The organism is Microbacterium sp. JC 701, from assembly GCF_021026215.1.
In the GTDB taxonomy this organism is placed as follows: Bacteria; Actinomycetota; Actinomycetes; order Actinomycetales; family Microbacteriaceae; genus Microbacterium; species Microbacterium algihabitans.
The window spans coordinates 478453-492191 of sequence record NZ_JAJNCV010000001.1; the positions used below are offsets into that span (position 1 = coordinate 478453).

At 72.3% G+C, this 13739-nt stretch carries 12 protein-coding genes; 8 read left to right on the forward strand and 4 right to left on the reverse strand.

Annotated elements, in window-relative coordinates; all coding sequences use genetic code 11:
- Window positions 1-15 precede the first annotated feature (15 nt).
- On the forward strand, window positions 16-540 hold the full coding sequence (locus LPW41_RS02345) for an adenine phosphoribosyltransferase (RefSeq protein ID WP_154096905.1): 525 nt from the start codon (window positions 16-18) through the stop codon (window positions 538-540).
- Between the two features lie 315 nt (window positions 541-855).
- On the opposite strand, the gene hpxO is transcribed toward LPW41_RS02345, so the two are convergent.
- The 4 genes from hpxO to LPW41_RS02365 all read right to left on the reverse strand — a co-directional run bounded on the left by hpxO (window position 856) and on the right by LPW41_RS02365 (window position 3674).
- Window positions 856-2040, reverse strand: a complete 1185-nt coding sequence (gene hpxO / locus LPW41_RS02350; RefSeq protein ID WP_154096904.1) for an FAD-dependent urate hydroxylase HpxO — start codon at window positions 2038-2040, stop codon at window positions 856-858.
- Between the two features lie 8 nt (window positions 2041-2048).
- Window positions 2049-2369 carry a hydroxyisourate hydrolase gene (gene uraH / locus LPW41_RS02355; protein WP_230704013.1) on the reverse strand — a complete coding sequence of 107 codons (321 nt, stop codon included), beginning with the start codon at window positions 2367-2369 and terminating at the stop codon, window positions 2049-2051.
- The gene (gene uraD / locus LPW41_RS02360; RefSeq protein ID WP_144830511.1) at window positions 2366-2893 is read right to left on the reverse strand and encodes a 2-oxo-4-hydroxy-4-carboxy-5-ureidoimidazoline decarboxylase; all 528 of its coding nucleotides are present in this window, start codon (window positions 2891-2893) and stop codon (window positions 2366-2368) included. Before uraD ends, uraH begins: the two co-directional genes overlap by 4 nt.
- Before the next feature lie 169 nt (window positions 2894-3062).
- Window positions 3063-3674 carry a helix-turn-helix domain-containing protein gene (locus LPW41_RS02365; RefSeq protein WP_144830508.1) on the reverse strand — a complete coding sequence of 204 codons (612 nt, stop codon included), beginning with the start codon at window positions 3672-3674 and terminating at the stop codon, window positions 3063-3065.
- Between the two features lie 159 nt (window positions 3675-3833).
- Here LPW41_RS02365 and LPW41_RS02370 point away from each other — a divergent pair, with 159 nt between their 5' ends.
- The 7 genes from LPW41_RS02370 (at window position 3834) to LPW41_RS02400 (ending at window position 13662) form a co-directional block, all read left to right on the forward strand.
- Entirely contained in the window at window positions 3834-5477 is a 1644-nt protein-coding gene (locus LPW41_RS02370) for an NCS1 family nucleobase:cation symporter-1 (protein WP_230704014.1), read from the forward strand.
- On the forward strand, window positions 5474-6310 hold the full coding sequence (locus tag LPW41_RS02375; protein ID WP_230704015.1) for an aspartate/glutamate racemase family protein: 837 nt from the start codon (window positions 5474-5476) through the stop codon (window positions 6308-6310). Before LPW41_RS02370 ends, LPW41_RS02375 begins: the two co-directional genes overlap by 4 nt.
- 51 nt (window positions 6311-6361) lie before the next feature.
- Entirely contained in the window at window positions 6362-7696 is a 1335-nt protein-coding gene (gene allB, locus LPW41_RS02380) for an allantoinase AllB (RefSeq protein WP_230704016.1), read from the forward strand.
- Window positions 7697-7698: 2 nt separating this feature from the next.
- A complete protein-coding gene (locus LPW41_RS02385) occupies window positions 7699-8928 on the forward strand; it encodes an acetamidase/formamidase family protein (protein ID WP_230704509.1) in 1230 nt (409 codons plus the stop codon).
- A gap of 217 nt (window positions 8929-9145) precedes the next feature.
- Complete coding sequence (locus LPW41_RS02390) at window positions 9146-10801, forward strand: AtzH-like domain-containing protein (RefSeq protein WP_230704017.1); 1656 nt, start codon at window positions 9146-9148, stop codon at window positions 10799-10801.
- A 277-nt stretch (window positions 10802-11078) separates the two neighbouring features.
- The gene (locus LPW41_RS02395) at window positions 11079-12311 is read left to right on the forward strand and encodes an alanine--glyoxylate aminotransferase family protein (protein WP_230704018.1); all 1233 of its coding nucleotides are present in this window, start codon (window positions 11079-11081) and stop codon (window positions 12309-12311) included.
- A gap of 67 nt (window positions 12312-12378) precedes the next feature.
- Window positions 12379-13662 (forward strand): allantoate amidohydrolase, encoded by a 1284-nt coding sequence (locus LPW41_RS02400; protein ID WP_230704019.1) that lies wholly within the window; start codon window positions 12379-12381, stop codon window positions 13660-13662.
- Window positions 13663-13739 lie beyond the last annotated feature (77 nt).

Below are 13739 nucleotides of genomic sequence, written 5' to 3' on the forward strand. Positions count from 1 at the left end.
GCGTAGGCTGGACGGGTGCCCGACGCCACTGCCCTCGCCCGCGCTGAATCGCTCATCACGAGCATCCCCGACTACCCCAAGCCCGGAATCGTCTTCCGTGACATCACTCCGCTGCTCACCGACGCCGCGGCCCTGCGGACCGTCGTCGACGCGCTGATCGAGCCGTTCGCCGGTCGCTTCGACGCGGTCGCCGGTGTCGAGGCGCGCGGGTTCCTGCTCGCGGGCGCGGCGGCGATCGCGGCGAACGTGGGCCTCATGCCGATCCGCAAGGCGGGCAAGCTGCCCCGACCCGCGGCCTCGATGTCGTACGACCTCGAGTACGGCTCGGCGCAGATCGAGATGCACGACGACAACGCCGCGGGCGCGCGCGTGCTGCTGCTCGACGACGTGCTCGCCACGGGCGGCACGCTCCGCGCCGGCCGCGACCTGCTGCAGGCGGTCGGCAGCGAGGTCGTCGGCATCGCGACCCTGCTCGAGATCGACGGCCTCGGCGGTCGCGAGGCCCTCGGCGGCGACCTGCACTCGGTCTTCCACGTCTGAGGCCGGCCGGCCCGCGGGCCGTGCCCGCGTGCACAACTCCGGAACGTCGGCCGGGGTCGTGGGCGGATGCCGCGGTCTTCCGCGGTCGCGGAGGGGTCGGCATTCGGAATCACCGGAGTTGTGCACGGCTCGGGCGACCTGAACGAGGTCTCGAACGGCTGCGCTGCCCTGGCCCGCGGGCCGCGCCCGCGTGCACAACTCCGGAACGTCGGCCGGGGTCGTGGGCGGATGCCGCGGTCTTCCGCGGTCGCGGAGGGGTCGGCATTCGGAATCACCGGAGTTGTGTACCGCCCACGCGGCGCGTGACGGCCGCCCTCAGCCCAGGACGCTGGCGCCGAGCTCGACCGGGCTGCCCTCGATGTTGCCGACGATGCCGCGGATGACGCCGGTGCCGTCTTCGCGGCGCAGGCCGTCGTACCAGGCCTGGGTCGTGTCCACGTCGAACGCGTGCGTTTCGTGCGCGCGTTTGCGGGCGCGCAGCACCAGGTCGCCCGCACGCTCGGTGCGGATGCGCTCGTAGCGCTTCAGCGAGTCCTCGACGCCGAGAGTCGAGGTCGCGAAGACGATGCCGAGGGCGAAGCTGTCTTCGAGCGCCGAGCACGCGCCCTGACCGATGTCGGGGGCGGTGTTGTGCGCGGCGTCGCCGAGGATCGCCACGCGCCCGCGCACCCAGGTGTCGAAGGGGTCGATGTCCCAGATCTCCACGCGGTTGAGCGACTCGTCGGGGTCGATGCCGTCGAGCAGAGCGCGCACGCCGGGGGCGCCCCACGAGCCGAACGCGTGCTCAAGGGCGGCCATGCGGTCTTCGGTGACACCCGAGGGCCCGGGCACGTCGACGAAGAAATAGAAGCGGTCGCCGGCGACGGGCATGACGGCGCAGCGCTTGCCGTCGCCGACGTAGGTGGTCCACTGATCCAGCGGGCCGATGCGCGGGTCGGCCGCGACGAGACCGTTGTAGTTGACGTACCCGGAGTACCGGCGCTCGGGACGGATGCCGGCGGGCTCGGTCACGTAATCGCGCACGATCGAGCGGGCGCCGTCGGCGCCGATGAGAAGGTCAGCGGTGTCGATGGAGCCGTCGGCGAAGGTCGCGGTGACGACCCCGTCTGCCTCGGAGACCCCGGTCAGCTGGCGGCCGAGCCGGATGTTCTCGGCGCCCACGGCATCCATCATCAACTGCTGCAGATCGGCGCGCGCCACGGGGTAGGGGCGCTGCCCGGTCTGCGCGGTCACGGGGGCGAGGCTGAAGCGGCACATCTCGTCGCCGGTGTGGCCGTCGTAGTAAGCCATGTCGTCCATGCGGCCGCCGAGGGCTGCCACCTGGGCGCCGAGGCCGAGCCAGTTGAGCACCTTCACGCCGTTGGACCACAGCGACAGCGCCGCACCGACGGGGCGGTTCTCGCGCATGCGGTCGTATACGACGACCTCGTGTCCGAGCTTCTGCAGGGCCAGGGCGGCGGAGGTGCCGCCGACGCCGGCGCCGATGACGATGACCTTCATGTCGCTCCTCAGCTGCCGCGGTAGGTCGAATAGGCGAACGGGCTCAGCAGAAGGGGCACGTGCAGGTGCGCCTCACCGCCGACGGTGAAGGTCACGACGACCTCCGGGTGAAACGAGGGAACACCGCGGGCGCGGAAGTACGCGCCGGTGGCGAAGGTGAGGGTGTAGCCGCCGTCGGCCAGGAGGTCGGGGCCGAGGCTCGCCCGCCCGTCGGCGTCGGTGGTGGCGGTGTCGACCGTCGCGCCGCCGCGGTGGGCGAGCGTGAGGGTGACACCGGCGGCGGGAATCCCCGCGGTGGCGTCGAGCACGTGACTCGTCAGGTGCGTCATTCGGCGGCCTCCGGTTCGGCGAGAGCGTCGTCGGCGAAGGTGGTGCGCAGGCGCAGCAGCGCGATCTCGGCGAGCTGGCGGGTCGCCTCGATCGTCTCGGCGTCGGGGTCGTTCGACAGGCGTCGTTCGAGCTCCGCGCGCATCTCGCCGGGCGTGCGCCCCGCCGCGCGGATGAGGAAGACGCGACCGAAGCGCTCTTCGTAGGCCGCGTTGCCGGCCGCGATCGCCGCCACGTCGTCATCGGCGGCGGAGGCCATCGACCCCTGCTCGCGCCGCGACGCGGTCGCTTCAGCGCCGTCGCCCGCGACCTTCGCGCCGATGCGCGGGTGGGCGTGCAGGGCCGCCTCGAGGTCCTGCGGTGACCAGGTCGAAGCGAGGTCACCGGCGTAGGCGGCGAGGGCGTCGACGTCGGCGTAGGGGCGACCGCCGACGACGGCGTCGACCCAGCCGGGGATGTCGGCCCACACGCGGACCACCGCCGTGGCATCCGCCTCGTCGAGGGCATGGAAGTGGTGCAGGTGCATGCAGGTCACGCTAGGCCGACCGCGTTACGGCGCTGTGGCGGGATGTGTCGGCGATGTTGCTGTGGGGAACATTCCGGCCGCCGTCCACAGGTTTGGGGCGAGATCCGTCCTTTGGGGCGTGCGATTCGCGCCCCGAACGGCGGAATCCGCCCCAACCCGGGCCGCCGCGTCAGGCGTGCACGATCAACCAGTGCGCCACGGCGTCGGCCTCGCCCGTGTTGTGCAGGCGGTGCGGGACCGAGCAGGGGTAGCTGATGGCGTCGCCCGAACGCAGGATCACCCGCTCGGCCTCGAAGTCGATGGTGAGCTCGCCCGCGACGACGGTGCCGACCTCGTAGCCCTCGTGGTGGAACAGACCGTCGGCTCCGTGGGCCGAGGCTCCGGGCGGGTAGATCGATTCGAAGTAGTCGACCCCGGGCGAGGTGCCGGGGGTGAGCCGGCGGAACGACACCCCGCTGTCGAGCACGATGTCGGGCGACTGCCCGGCGCGCTGCAGCGTGAAGCCCGAGGGCCCGACGGGTTCGATCGGACGGTCGGATGCCGCGTCGAAGGCCGCCACGAGCGGAACGCCCAGTGCGTCGGTGATGGCGATCAGGCGCGAGACGCTCGGCTGCATCACTCCGCGTTCGATCTGCGACACGGCGCTGGGGGAGATGCCGAGCGACTTCGCGAGCGCCCGCGCCGAGATGCCGCGCGCCTGCCGCAGGTCGCGGATCCGTGCCCCGACGCCCGCCGAATCCGGCTCGACGGCGGTGGCTTCGGCGAGGGGCGGCTGCGACATGTCCCGAGTCTAGGGAGGCGAAAAGCGTGAAGGAGCGACTTCACACGCTCGTTACACGAGCGAAACCAGCCGGGCAGTGTGAACCCATAACTTCACATCAGAGCTCCACTCCGGCCGCGGACTCCACGTCGTGGCATCCATCGTCCTGAGAGGAATGACATGACTTCCACCCCGCTCACCGGTCCCCACGATCTCGTGGAGGCCGCCGGCCACCCCCACGGGGGCGGCAACATGAAGCCCCACTACGACGACCGTCTCGCCAACGAAGACCTGGCTCCGCTGCGGAAGCAGAAGTGGTCGAGCTACAACATCTTCGCGTTCTGGATGAGCGACGTGCACTCCGTCGGCGGCTACGTCACCGCCGGGTCGCTTTTCGCCCTGGGCCTGCAGTCGTGGCAGGTGCTCGTGGCGCTGATCGCCGGCATCGTCATCGTGCAGGTCTTCGCCAACATGGTCGCCAAGCCCAGCCAGAAGACGGGTGTGCCCTTCCCGGTCATCAACCGCGTGGTCTTCGGCATCCGGGGTGCGAACATCCCCGCGATCATCCGCGGGCTCATCGCGATCGCCTGGTACGGGGTGCAGACCTTCCTCGCGGCCGAATCGCTGAACATCGTGTTCCTCAAGTTCATCCCGGGCTCGGCAGCTCTCCTCGACGTGTCGTTCGCCGGGCTGTCGGCGCTCGGCTGGATCTCGTACGCGATCCTGTGGACCGCGCAGTTCCTCCTCTTCTGGAACGGCATGGAGGTCATCCGCCGCTTCATCGACTGGGCCGGCCCCGCCGTCTACCTCGTCATGATCGTGCTCGCTGTGTACCTCGTGTCTCAGGCCGGCATCCAGAACATCTCCTTCACCCTGTCGACGGTGCAGCTCGACTTCTGGGCCTCGATCCCGGTGATGTTCGCCGCGATCGCCCTGGTCGTGTCGTACTTCTCGGGCCCGATGCTGAACTTCGGCGACTTCGCCCGCTACGGCAAGAGCTTCGCCGCGGTGAAGAAGGGCAACTTCTGGGGACTGCCGATCAACTTCGTCTTCTTCTCGCTGCTCACCGTCATCACCGCCTCGGCCACGGTCCCCGTGTTCGGATCCCTCATCACCGACCCGATCAAGACGGTCGAGCAGATCGACACGCCCTTCGCGATCCTGCTGGGCGGGCTCACCTTCGTCACGGCCACCGTCGGCATCAACATCGTCGCGAACTTCATCTCGCCCGCGTTCGACTTCTCCAACGTCGCCCCGAAGAAGATCTCGTGGCGCGCGGGCGGCATGATCGCCGCGGTCGGCTCGACCTTCCTCATGCCCTGGAACTGGTACTCCAACAGCGACGCGATCCACTACTCGCTGGGCGTGCTGGGTGCGCTGATCGGGCCCCTGTTCGGCATCCTGATCGCCGGCTACTACTTCGCCGCGCGCCAGCGGGTGAAGGTCGACGCGATGTTCACGATGGACCCCGCCGGGCCCTACTGGTACCGCAACGGCTTCAACCCCAACGCGGTCAAGGCCGTCATCGCCGCGGGCGTGCCCACGGTGGCCATCGCGATCTTCCCGAAGCTCTTCGCCGACCTGGGGCTGTTCAACGTGTCGTGGGTGAGCGACTACAGCTGGTTCATCGGCTGCGGTCTCGGCTTCGTGCTCTTCCTGCTCTTCGAGCGCCTCGACCCTCGGGTTCCGACCTTCGACGGCGAGACCGACGGCATCTCCGACGGCACGGTCGATCAGGCGGCCGAGGCGCCGGACGGAGAGGCCGTGCCGGTGCTCGCGAACACGGCTCCGGATGCCGCAACCCCGCGCGAGACGCTCGCGTGAGGATCCTGCTCGTCAACCCCAACACCTCCCGGGCGATGACCGCGAAGATCGCGGACGCCGCCCGGGGGGTGGCGGGACCCGATGTCGACATCGACGCCGTCTGCCCGCAGGTCGGGGCGGCCGCCATCGAGAGCCACGTCGACGAGATCGCCGCGGCCGCCGCCGTGGTCGAGCTCATCGCGGCCGACCGCGACGGCCCCGACCCCGCGGACGCCTACGTCATTGCGTGCTTCGGCGACCCGGGGCTCGATGCGGCCCGCGAACTGGTCGAGGTGCCCGTGCTGGGCATCGCCGAGGCGGCGATGCACCTGGCCGCGGTGTCGGGGCGGCACTTCGGGGTGGTCACGACGCTCAGCCGCACGCTCGGGCGCGCGCACGACCTCGTCTCCCGGTACGGCATGGAGCGGGCGTGCGTCTCGCTGGCCGCGACCGGCATCCCGGTCCTGGACCTCGAAGACACGGCATCCGCCGCCGTTTCCACCATCGCCGAACTGAGCGCGGATGCCGCGGCCTCCGGCGCCGACGTCATCGTGCTCGGCTGCGCCGGCATGGCCGACCTGTGCGCCGAGCTGACCGCACGCGTGGGGGTGCCGGTCGTCGACGGGGTCGCGGCTGCGGTGGGCATGGCATCCGGGATGGTGCGCATGGGCCTGGGCACGAGCAAGCGCGATGAGTACGCGCGGCCGCCGCGCGAGTTCGCGGGCGCGGCCGGGGCCGGTCAGCTCGGGTTCGGGGCGGATTCTGTCGTTCGGGGCGGAAAATCTGCGCCCCGAACGCCGGGATCCGCCCCGAACCGCGACGACGTGACTCGCGGCGCCGAGGTGTTCGCATGAATGTTGATGACGGTTACATTCGCGAAACGCGAGGCCCTTAGCGTGAGCGGCATGAGCACACGGATCGCTGCCCGCCGGGTCTATCTCGACGGTGCGTTCACCCCCGCCACCGTCGTGATCGACGACGGACTCGTCGCGAGCATCGAGTCGTTCGACGTCTCCGCCGACACGGTCCTGCCCGCCGACGCCGTGCTGCTGCCGGGCCTCGTCGACTCGCACGTGCACCTCGACGAACCCGGGCGCACCGAGTGGGAGGGCTTCGCGACCGGAACCGCGGCGGCCGCGGCCGGAGGCGTGACCACGGTCGTCGACATGCCGCTCAACAGCTCGCCGGTGACCACCACGATCGAGGCGCTGCAGCTCAAGCGCGCCGCCGCCCGCGGCAAGCTCGCCGTCGACGTCGCGTACTGGGGCGGCGCCGTGCCCGAGAACCTCGGTTCGCTGCGGGCGATGGCGGATGCCGGGGTCGTGGGCTTCAAGTGCTTCCTGTCACCGAGCGGCATCGACGAGTTCGGTCACCTCGACCCCGAGCAGCTCGAGCGGTGTCTCGCCGAGCTCGCGGAGTTCGACGGGCTGCTCATCGTGCACGCGGAAGACCCGGCGCACCTCCACGCCGACGGAGCGCTGGGCCCGCACTACGCCGACTTCGAGGCGAGTCGCCCTCCGCTGAGCGAGCGCGCCGCGATCCAGCGCGTGATCGACGCCGCGCGGCGCACCGGGGCGCGTGCCCACGTCGTGCACGTCTCCGACGGCGGGTCGCTCGACGCCGTGCGCGCCGCCAAGGCCGAGGGCGTGCGCCTGACGATCGAGACGTGTCCCCACTACCTCACCCTCGATGCCGCGGCCGTGCCCGACGGTGCCGGGGCGTTCAAGTGCTGCCCTCCGATCCGCGGCGGCGATAACCCCGACCTGCTGTGGGCGGGCGTGGTCGACGGAACGATCGACGCGATCGTCAGCGATCACTCCCCGGCCACCGTCGCCCTCAAGGACAACCCCGACTTCGGGCTGGCCTGGGGCGGCATCGCGGGACTGCAGACCGGGCTGTCGGCGGTGCACTCCACCGCCCGGGCGCGAGGACTCGCCTTCGAGACGCTGCTGCCCCTGATGACCACCGGCCCCGCGCGCATCGCCGGGCTCGAGGGGCTCGGTGTGATCGAGGTGGGGGCTCCCGCGCACCTCGTGGCCTTCGCCCCCGACGAGCAGTTCACGGTGGATGCCGCGGCGCTGGAGTACCGCAACCCCGTGTCGCCGTGGCACGGGCAGACGCTCACCGGCGTGGTGCGCGAGACCTGGTTGCGGGGGGCTTCGGTCTACCGGCGCGGCGCCGCGGTCACCGAGCGCGAGGGCCGCGAGCTGCTGCGGGCGGCAGCGGTGGTGGAGGCGTGAGCGTGGTGGAGGGCGGCTTCGACAGGCTCAGCCACCGCGCCGGCACCCGCGCCTTCCCGATCCTGCAGCCCCACACCGGGCCGATCCCCGGCGATCACTACGTCGCCGCGACCCTCGACACCGTGCTGTGGGGGCGCCTCCCGTGCGCGACCGACGCCGCCGTGCTCGAGGTCGCCTCGGGCGAGAGCGTCACCTTCGACACCGTGAGCCACGAGGGCATCCTCGACGACCAGGGCAAAGACCCGCGCGCGTTCTTCGCGGGCCACGGCGTGCCCGCGGATCAGGTGCTCGACGATGCGGTCGAGATCGCGGCATCCGCCCTCCGAGACCCCTCCGCCGACGGCCCCCACGTGGTCGTCGGACCCGTGCACGTGCGCGGAGCGCACCCGGGCGACCTGCTGAAGATCACGGTCGAGACCCTCGTGCCGCGCGTGCCGTACGGCGTGATCTCGAACCGCCACGGCAAGGGCGCCCTAGTCGGCGAGCTGCCCCGCGGCGAGCACAACGTCAGCGTGTTCTCGGCCGTCGTCGAGCGCGACGGCATCCGCTACGGCACCCTCCCCGTGGTCGAGGGCGCCGAGCCGATCGTGTCGTACCCGCTCGCGCCGTTCCTCGGCACGATGGGCGTCGCCGTCGCGGGGGAGGAGCGCCCGCACTCGGTGCCGCCCGGAACCCACGGCGGCAACATCGACATCAACCTGCTCGTCGAGGGGACCACGCTCTTCCTCCCCGTGCAGGTCGAGGGGGCGCTGGCCTACGTCGGCGACCCGCACTTCGCGCAGGGCGACGGAGAGGTGGCGCTCACCGCTCTCGAGGCCTCGCTGCGCGCCACCCTGCGCTTCGAGGTGATCCCCGCGGATGCCGCCCGCGCGGCGTTCGGCGAGGTGACCGGACCGCTCGTGCGGACGCCCGACTACCTCGTGCCGACCGGCATGGACCCCGACCTCGACGCCGCGATGCGCGCGTGCGTGCGGTCGTCGCTGGCGTTGCTCGGCGGGCGCTGGGGCATGGACGAGCACCTCGCGTACGCCTACCTGAGCGCGGCGACCGACTTCGACATCTCGCAGGTCGTCGACATCGTCTCGGGGGTGCACGCCCGCATCCGCGAGGCCGACTTCGCGGAGGTGGCAGCCGTGGAGCCCATGCCGCTGGCATCCGCCCCCGACGCCGCCGCGGAACCCGAGTCCGTCGACGGTCCGGCGCCGCACGAAGAAGAAGGAGACGTCGCATGAGCCCCGTCCTCGCCGCCGCCCTGGCCCGTGCCGAGGCGGCTGACGCCCTGCCGTTCGGCGCCGGCTTCGACGCCGACGCCGACGTCGTGGCCCGGCCGTTCGCGCCGGGCGCTGGCGACGCTGCCCCTGCCCGTCGAGTGTCCAAAACACCCGGACGATTCTTCGGATGGTCCGGGTGTTTCGGACACTCGACGAAGCGCGGAGAGGGGCGCCGATCATGACGGATGCCACGGGGGCGACGCCCGAGCCCATTACGCCCGAGCCCGCCACGCCCGTGCCCGCCACGCCCGCGCCCGCGGCGCCCGCCGGCGCCCCGGCGATCCCCGCCGACCTGCGTGCCGCCTTCGACGCGTACGAGCGGGCGATCGTGGCGAACGACCTCGACGCGCTCGACGACTTCTTCGCTCCCGGACCCGAGACGCTTCGCGGCGACACTGCGGGCCTGCTCGTCGGGCACGACGCGATCAGCGGGTTCCGAGCCCTGCGCGGGGGAGTGCCCGCGCGTGAGATCGCCGAAATCCACTACCGCCCGCTCGGTTCCGACAGCGCCCTGCTCATGTCGGTGTCGCAGTTCGTCGGCGGAGGCCGCGGCCTGCAGACCCAGGTGTGGCAGCGCATCGACGGCCGGTGGCTCATCACGGCCGCGCACGTCACGCCCCGTACGCCGGCACTCGATCGCACGATCTGGCGGAGCGTGGGCGACCCGTTCCTGCAGGGAGCGTGGGAGGGGCCGCTGGCCGGCCTGACCGTCGCGGTGAAAGACCTGTTCGCCATCGCTGGCTTCCGCATCGGGGCGGGCAACCCGACCTACCTCGAAGAGGCACGGCCCGAAAAGGCCACGGCCCCGGCCGTCGCCGACCTGCTGCGCGCAGGGGCGTCGCTGCGCGGCATCGCGCGGACCGACGAGTTCGCCTACTCGATCGCCGGTGACAACGTGCACTACGGCACCCCGCCCAACGGTGCGGTGGTCGGCGCGCTGCCTGGCGGATCGTCGAGCGGCCCCGCGTCCGCCGTCGCCCTCGGCCACGCCGACATCGGCCTCGCCACCGACACCGCGGGGTCGATCCGCGTGCCCGCCTCGTATCAGGGGCTCTGGGGCCTGCGCACGACCCATGACCTCGTGCCCCGGCAGGGCATGCTTCCGCTCGCGCAGTCGTTCGACACGATCGGCTGGCTCACGCGCGACGGCGAGACCCTGCAGCGCGTGGCCGACTGGTGCCTCAGCTACGACGGCTCGAGCTCGACCGAGAACGTCTACGGAGCCTCGGCCGACGACCTGCCGTGGCGGTTCGTCGTGCCCGAAGAGGTGCTCGACTGCGTCGAGCCGGCGACCCGCGAGGCGTTCAGCCGACTGCTCGCCGCGCTCGCGGCATCGGACGACCCTCCCTCGTTCCGCGCGGTGCACACGGGCGATCTGGATGCCACCTTCTCGGCGTTCCGTACCGTGCAGGGCGCCGAGGCGTGGCGCAACGACGGCGACTGGCTGCGCGCGCACCCCGGCGCCGTGGGGCCGGCCGTGGCCGAGCGCTTCCGTGTCGCGTCGCAGATCACCGCGTACGACGAGGCCGCCGCGCGCGCCGAGCTCGAACCGATCGCCGCCCTCCTGGCCGAGGTCGTCGACGGTGCCGTGATGGTGTTCCCGACCGTGCCCGGTCCCGCGCCGCTACGCACCGCCGACGTCGACGCCGTGCGCGCCGCGACGCTGCGCATGACCGCGCCCGCCGCGGCCGCCGGCCTCCCCGCCGTGTCGATCCCGCTGCTGCGCGTCGGCGGCGCTCCGGTCGGCGTCTGCCTCGTCTCGCGTGCCGGCACCGACATCGCGCTCGTCCGCTTGGCTCGGCGCTTCGCCGCGCTCGCCGGGGGCATCCGGTGACCGTCTCGCGCGTCGGGCGGGCCTTCTCACGCGCCGGGCGGGCCGTCTCGCGCGTCGGGCGGGCCTTCTCGCGCGCCGGGCGGGCCGTCTCGCGCGTCGGGCGGGCCTTCTCACGCGCCGGGCGGGCCGTCTCGCGCGTCGGGCGGGCCGAACTCCGGAGAATCCGGGGACTGAGCGGCTCTCGCACGGCATCCACCCCCGCCCGGACGAGAATCTCCGGAGTTGCGCACGCCCCCTCGTTCCTTTCCCCCACCCGCCCCCGCATCACGGAGTCCTGATGTCCCACCTCCCCGGCCCGATCGACCCGCCCGCGCGCCTGCTGATGGGCCCCGGTCCCATCTCGGCCTACCCCAGCGTGCTGCGCGCGATGGGGGCGCCGCTGGTCGGCCAGTACGACCCGTTCATGACGGCGACCATGACCGAGACGCAGGAGCTGTACCGCCAGGTCTGGGGCACCGCGAACGATGCGACCCTGCTGATCGACGGCACGAGTCGCGCGGGGATCGAGGCGGCGATGGTGTCGCTCATCCGCCCGGGCGATCGCGTGCTCGTGCCGGTGTTCGGCCGCTTCGGGCATCTGCTGGCCGAGATCGCCGAGCGCGCGCTCGCCGAGGTGCACACGATCGAGGTGCCGTGGGGCCAGGTGTTCCCGGTGTCGACGATCCGCGAGGCGGTCGAGCGGGTGAAGCCGCACCTCGTCGCGTGCGTGCAGGGCGACACCTCGACCACGATGCTCCAACCGTTGGAGGAGATCGGCGAGATCTGCCGCGCCCACGGCGCGCTGTTCTACACCGACGCCACCGCCTCGCTCGGCGGCAACCCCTTCGAGATGGACGCCTGGGGCCTGGATGCCGCGACCGCCGGCCTGCAGAAATGCCTCGGCGGGCCGTCGGGGTCGGCCCCGCTGAGCCTGTCGGACCGCGCCGTCGAGGTCGTGCGCTCGCGAGCCCGGGTCGAGGCCGGCATCCGCGAAGAGGGCGACGCCTCGGCATCCGACTTCATCCGCTCGAACTACTTCGACCTCGCGATGATCCTCGACTACTGGGGCCCGCGCCGCCTCAACCACCACACCGAGGCGACGACCATGCTCTACGGCGCCCGGGAATGCGCGCGGGTGCTGCTGCTCGAGGGGCGCGACGAGGTCATCGCGCGTCACCGGCTGCACGGCGACGCGATGCTCGCAGGGGTCGAGGGCCTCGGCCTGACCGTGTTCGGCGACGTCGCGCACAAGATGACCAACGTGGTGGCGGTCGAGATCCCGGATGCCGTCGTGGGCGACGCCGTGCGCAGCGAGCTGTTGAGCGACTTCGGCATCGAGATCGGCACGTCGTTCGGGCCGCTGCACGGCCGCGTCTGGCGCATCGGCACGATGGGCTACAACGCGCGCAAAGACGCGGTGCTCACCACCCTCGCTGCCCTCGAGGCGGTGCTGCGCCGGCACGGTGCCGCGGTCGCGTCCGGCGGCGGAGTCGAGGCCGCGCAGGGCGTGTACGCGGGGGCGGGAGCGTGAGGGCGACCGGCGCCGGGCGCGGCGTGCGCGATCCCGCGACGGGTTGCGGCGGCCGCGGAGCCTGGGCATGACGGCATCCACTCGCCTTCAGGTGTCGGAAGAGCGCATCGCCTCGGCCGCGCGCCGCGTCATGGGGCGCTGCGAAGAGCTCGCCCGCGTCACCTCGACGCCCGGATCGATCACCCGCGTCTACCTCTCGCCCGAGCACGCACGCGTCAATCGCCTCGCCGCCGAGTGGATGCGCGAGCTCGGCATGACCACCCGGCAGGACGCCGCGGGCAATCAGGTCGGCCGTCTCGCTCCGGCCGGGATGCCCGATGCTCCCGCCCTCCTGCTCGGCTCGCACCTCGACACGGTGCCCGACGCGGGGCGCTACGACGGCATCGTCGGGGTGCTGATGGCGCTCGAGGTCGTGCGGCTGCTGCGCCGCGTCGACGATGAGGGCACGGCATCCAGCCCCTTCCCCTTCGCCCTCGAGGTCATCGCCTTCAGCGACGAAGAGGGAACGCGGTTCGGCAAGGCCCTGCTGGGCTCGTCGGCCGTGGCCGGTCAGTGGGACCCCGCGTGGTGGGAGTTGGCGGATGCCGACGGACTCACCCTGCGCGAGGCTTTCCGCGACTTCGGGCTCGACCCGGGCCGCGTGGGCGAGGCCGCGCGCCGGCCCGACCAGCTCGTGGCGTACCTCGAGGCGCACATCGAACAGGCGCCCGAGCTGCACCGCAGTGGCCAGGCCCTCGCGGCGGTGTCGTCGATCGCGTCGGCCCGGCGGTTCCAGCTCGTCGTCGAGGGTGAGGCGCGGCACGCGGGAGGCACGCCCTACGACATGCGGCGCGACGCCCTGCTCGGCGCGAGCGAGGCCGCGCTGGCGGTCGAGCGGATCTGCCGCGGCGAGCACCACATCGTGGGCACGGTCGGTCAGCTCGAGGCCTTCCCCGGCGCGGTCAACGTCGTGCCCGGCGAGGCGCACCTCTCGCTCGACCTGCGCGGAGAGTTCGACGCCACGCGCGACCACGTGTGGGACGAGATCTCACGCGAGCTCGACGCGATCATGGGACGCCGGAGCCTGCGCTGGCACGCCCGAGAGGTGCACAGCGCGCCCGCGGTGTTCTGCGCTCCGCTGCTGCAGGACGTCGTGCGCGCGGGCATCGGCGGCGACGCCCCCACCCTTTTCAGTCGCGCCGGTCACGACGCCATGGCGATCGGTGCGATCACCGACGTGGGCATGCTCTTCCTGCGCAACCCCGACGGCATCAGCCACCACCCCGCCGAGGACGTCGCGGGCGCCGACGTGGCGGCGGGCCTGCGTGCCCTCGCCGAGGCGGTGCTGCACCTCGGGGCGGAGGTGCGCTGAGGGGTCGGTTGCGCCCGGTTCGGGGCGTCGGTCGTGGCCCCGGGGCGCGGGGCGTGCGGGGGCGGTCGTTAGTGGGG

Bases quoted from the DNA above. Each gene is read 5' to 3' on its own strand.
- hpxO (WP_154096904.1), bottom strand. From the start codon at position 2,040: ATGAAGGTCATCGTCATCGGCGCCGGCGTCGGCGGCACCTCCGCCGCC.
- uraH (WP_230704013.1), bottom strand. From the start codon at position 2,369: ATGACGCACCTGACGAGTCACGTGCTCGACGCCACCGCGGGGATTCCC.
- uraD (WP_144830511.1), bottom strand. From the start codon at position 2,893: ATGCACCTGCACCACTTCCATGCCCTCGACGAGGCGGATGCCACGGCG.
- LPW41_RS02365 (WP_144830508.1), bottom strand. From the start codon at position 3,674: ATGTCGCAGCCGCCCCTCGCCGAAGCCACCGCCGTCGAGCCGGATTCG.
- LPW41_RS02370 (WP_230704014.1), top strand. From the start codon at position 3,834: ATGACTTCCACCCCGCTCACCGGTCCCCACGATCTCGTGGAGGCCGCC.
- allB (WP_230704016.1), top strand. From the start codon at position 6,362: ATGAGCACACGGATCGCTGCCCGCCGGGTCTATCTCGACGGTGCGTTC.
- LPW41_RS02390 (WP_230704017.1), top strand. From the start codon at position 9,146: ATGACGGATGCCACGGGGGCGACGCCCGAGCCCATTACGCCCGAGCCC.
- LPW41_RS02395 (WP_230704018.1), top strand. From the start codon at position 11,079: ATGTCCCACCTCCCCGGCCCGATCGACCCGCCCGCGCGCCTGCTGATG.
- LPW41_RS02400 (WP_230704019.1), top strand. From the start codon at position 12,379: ATGACGGCATCCACTCGCCTTCAGGTGTCGGAAGAGCGCATCGCCTCG.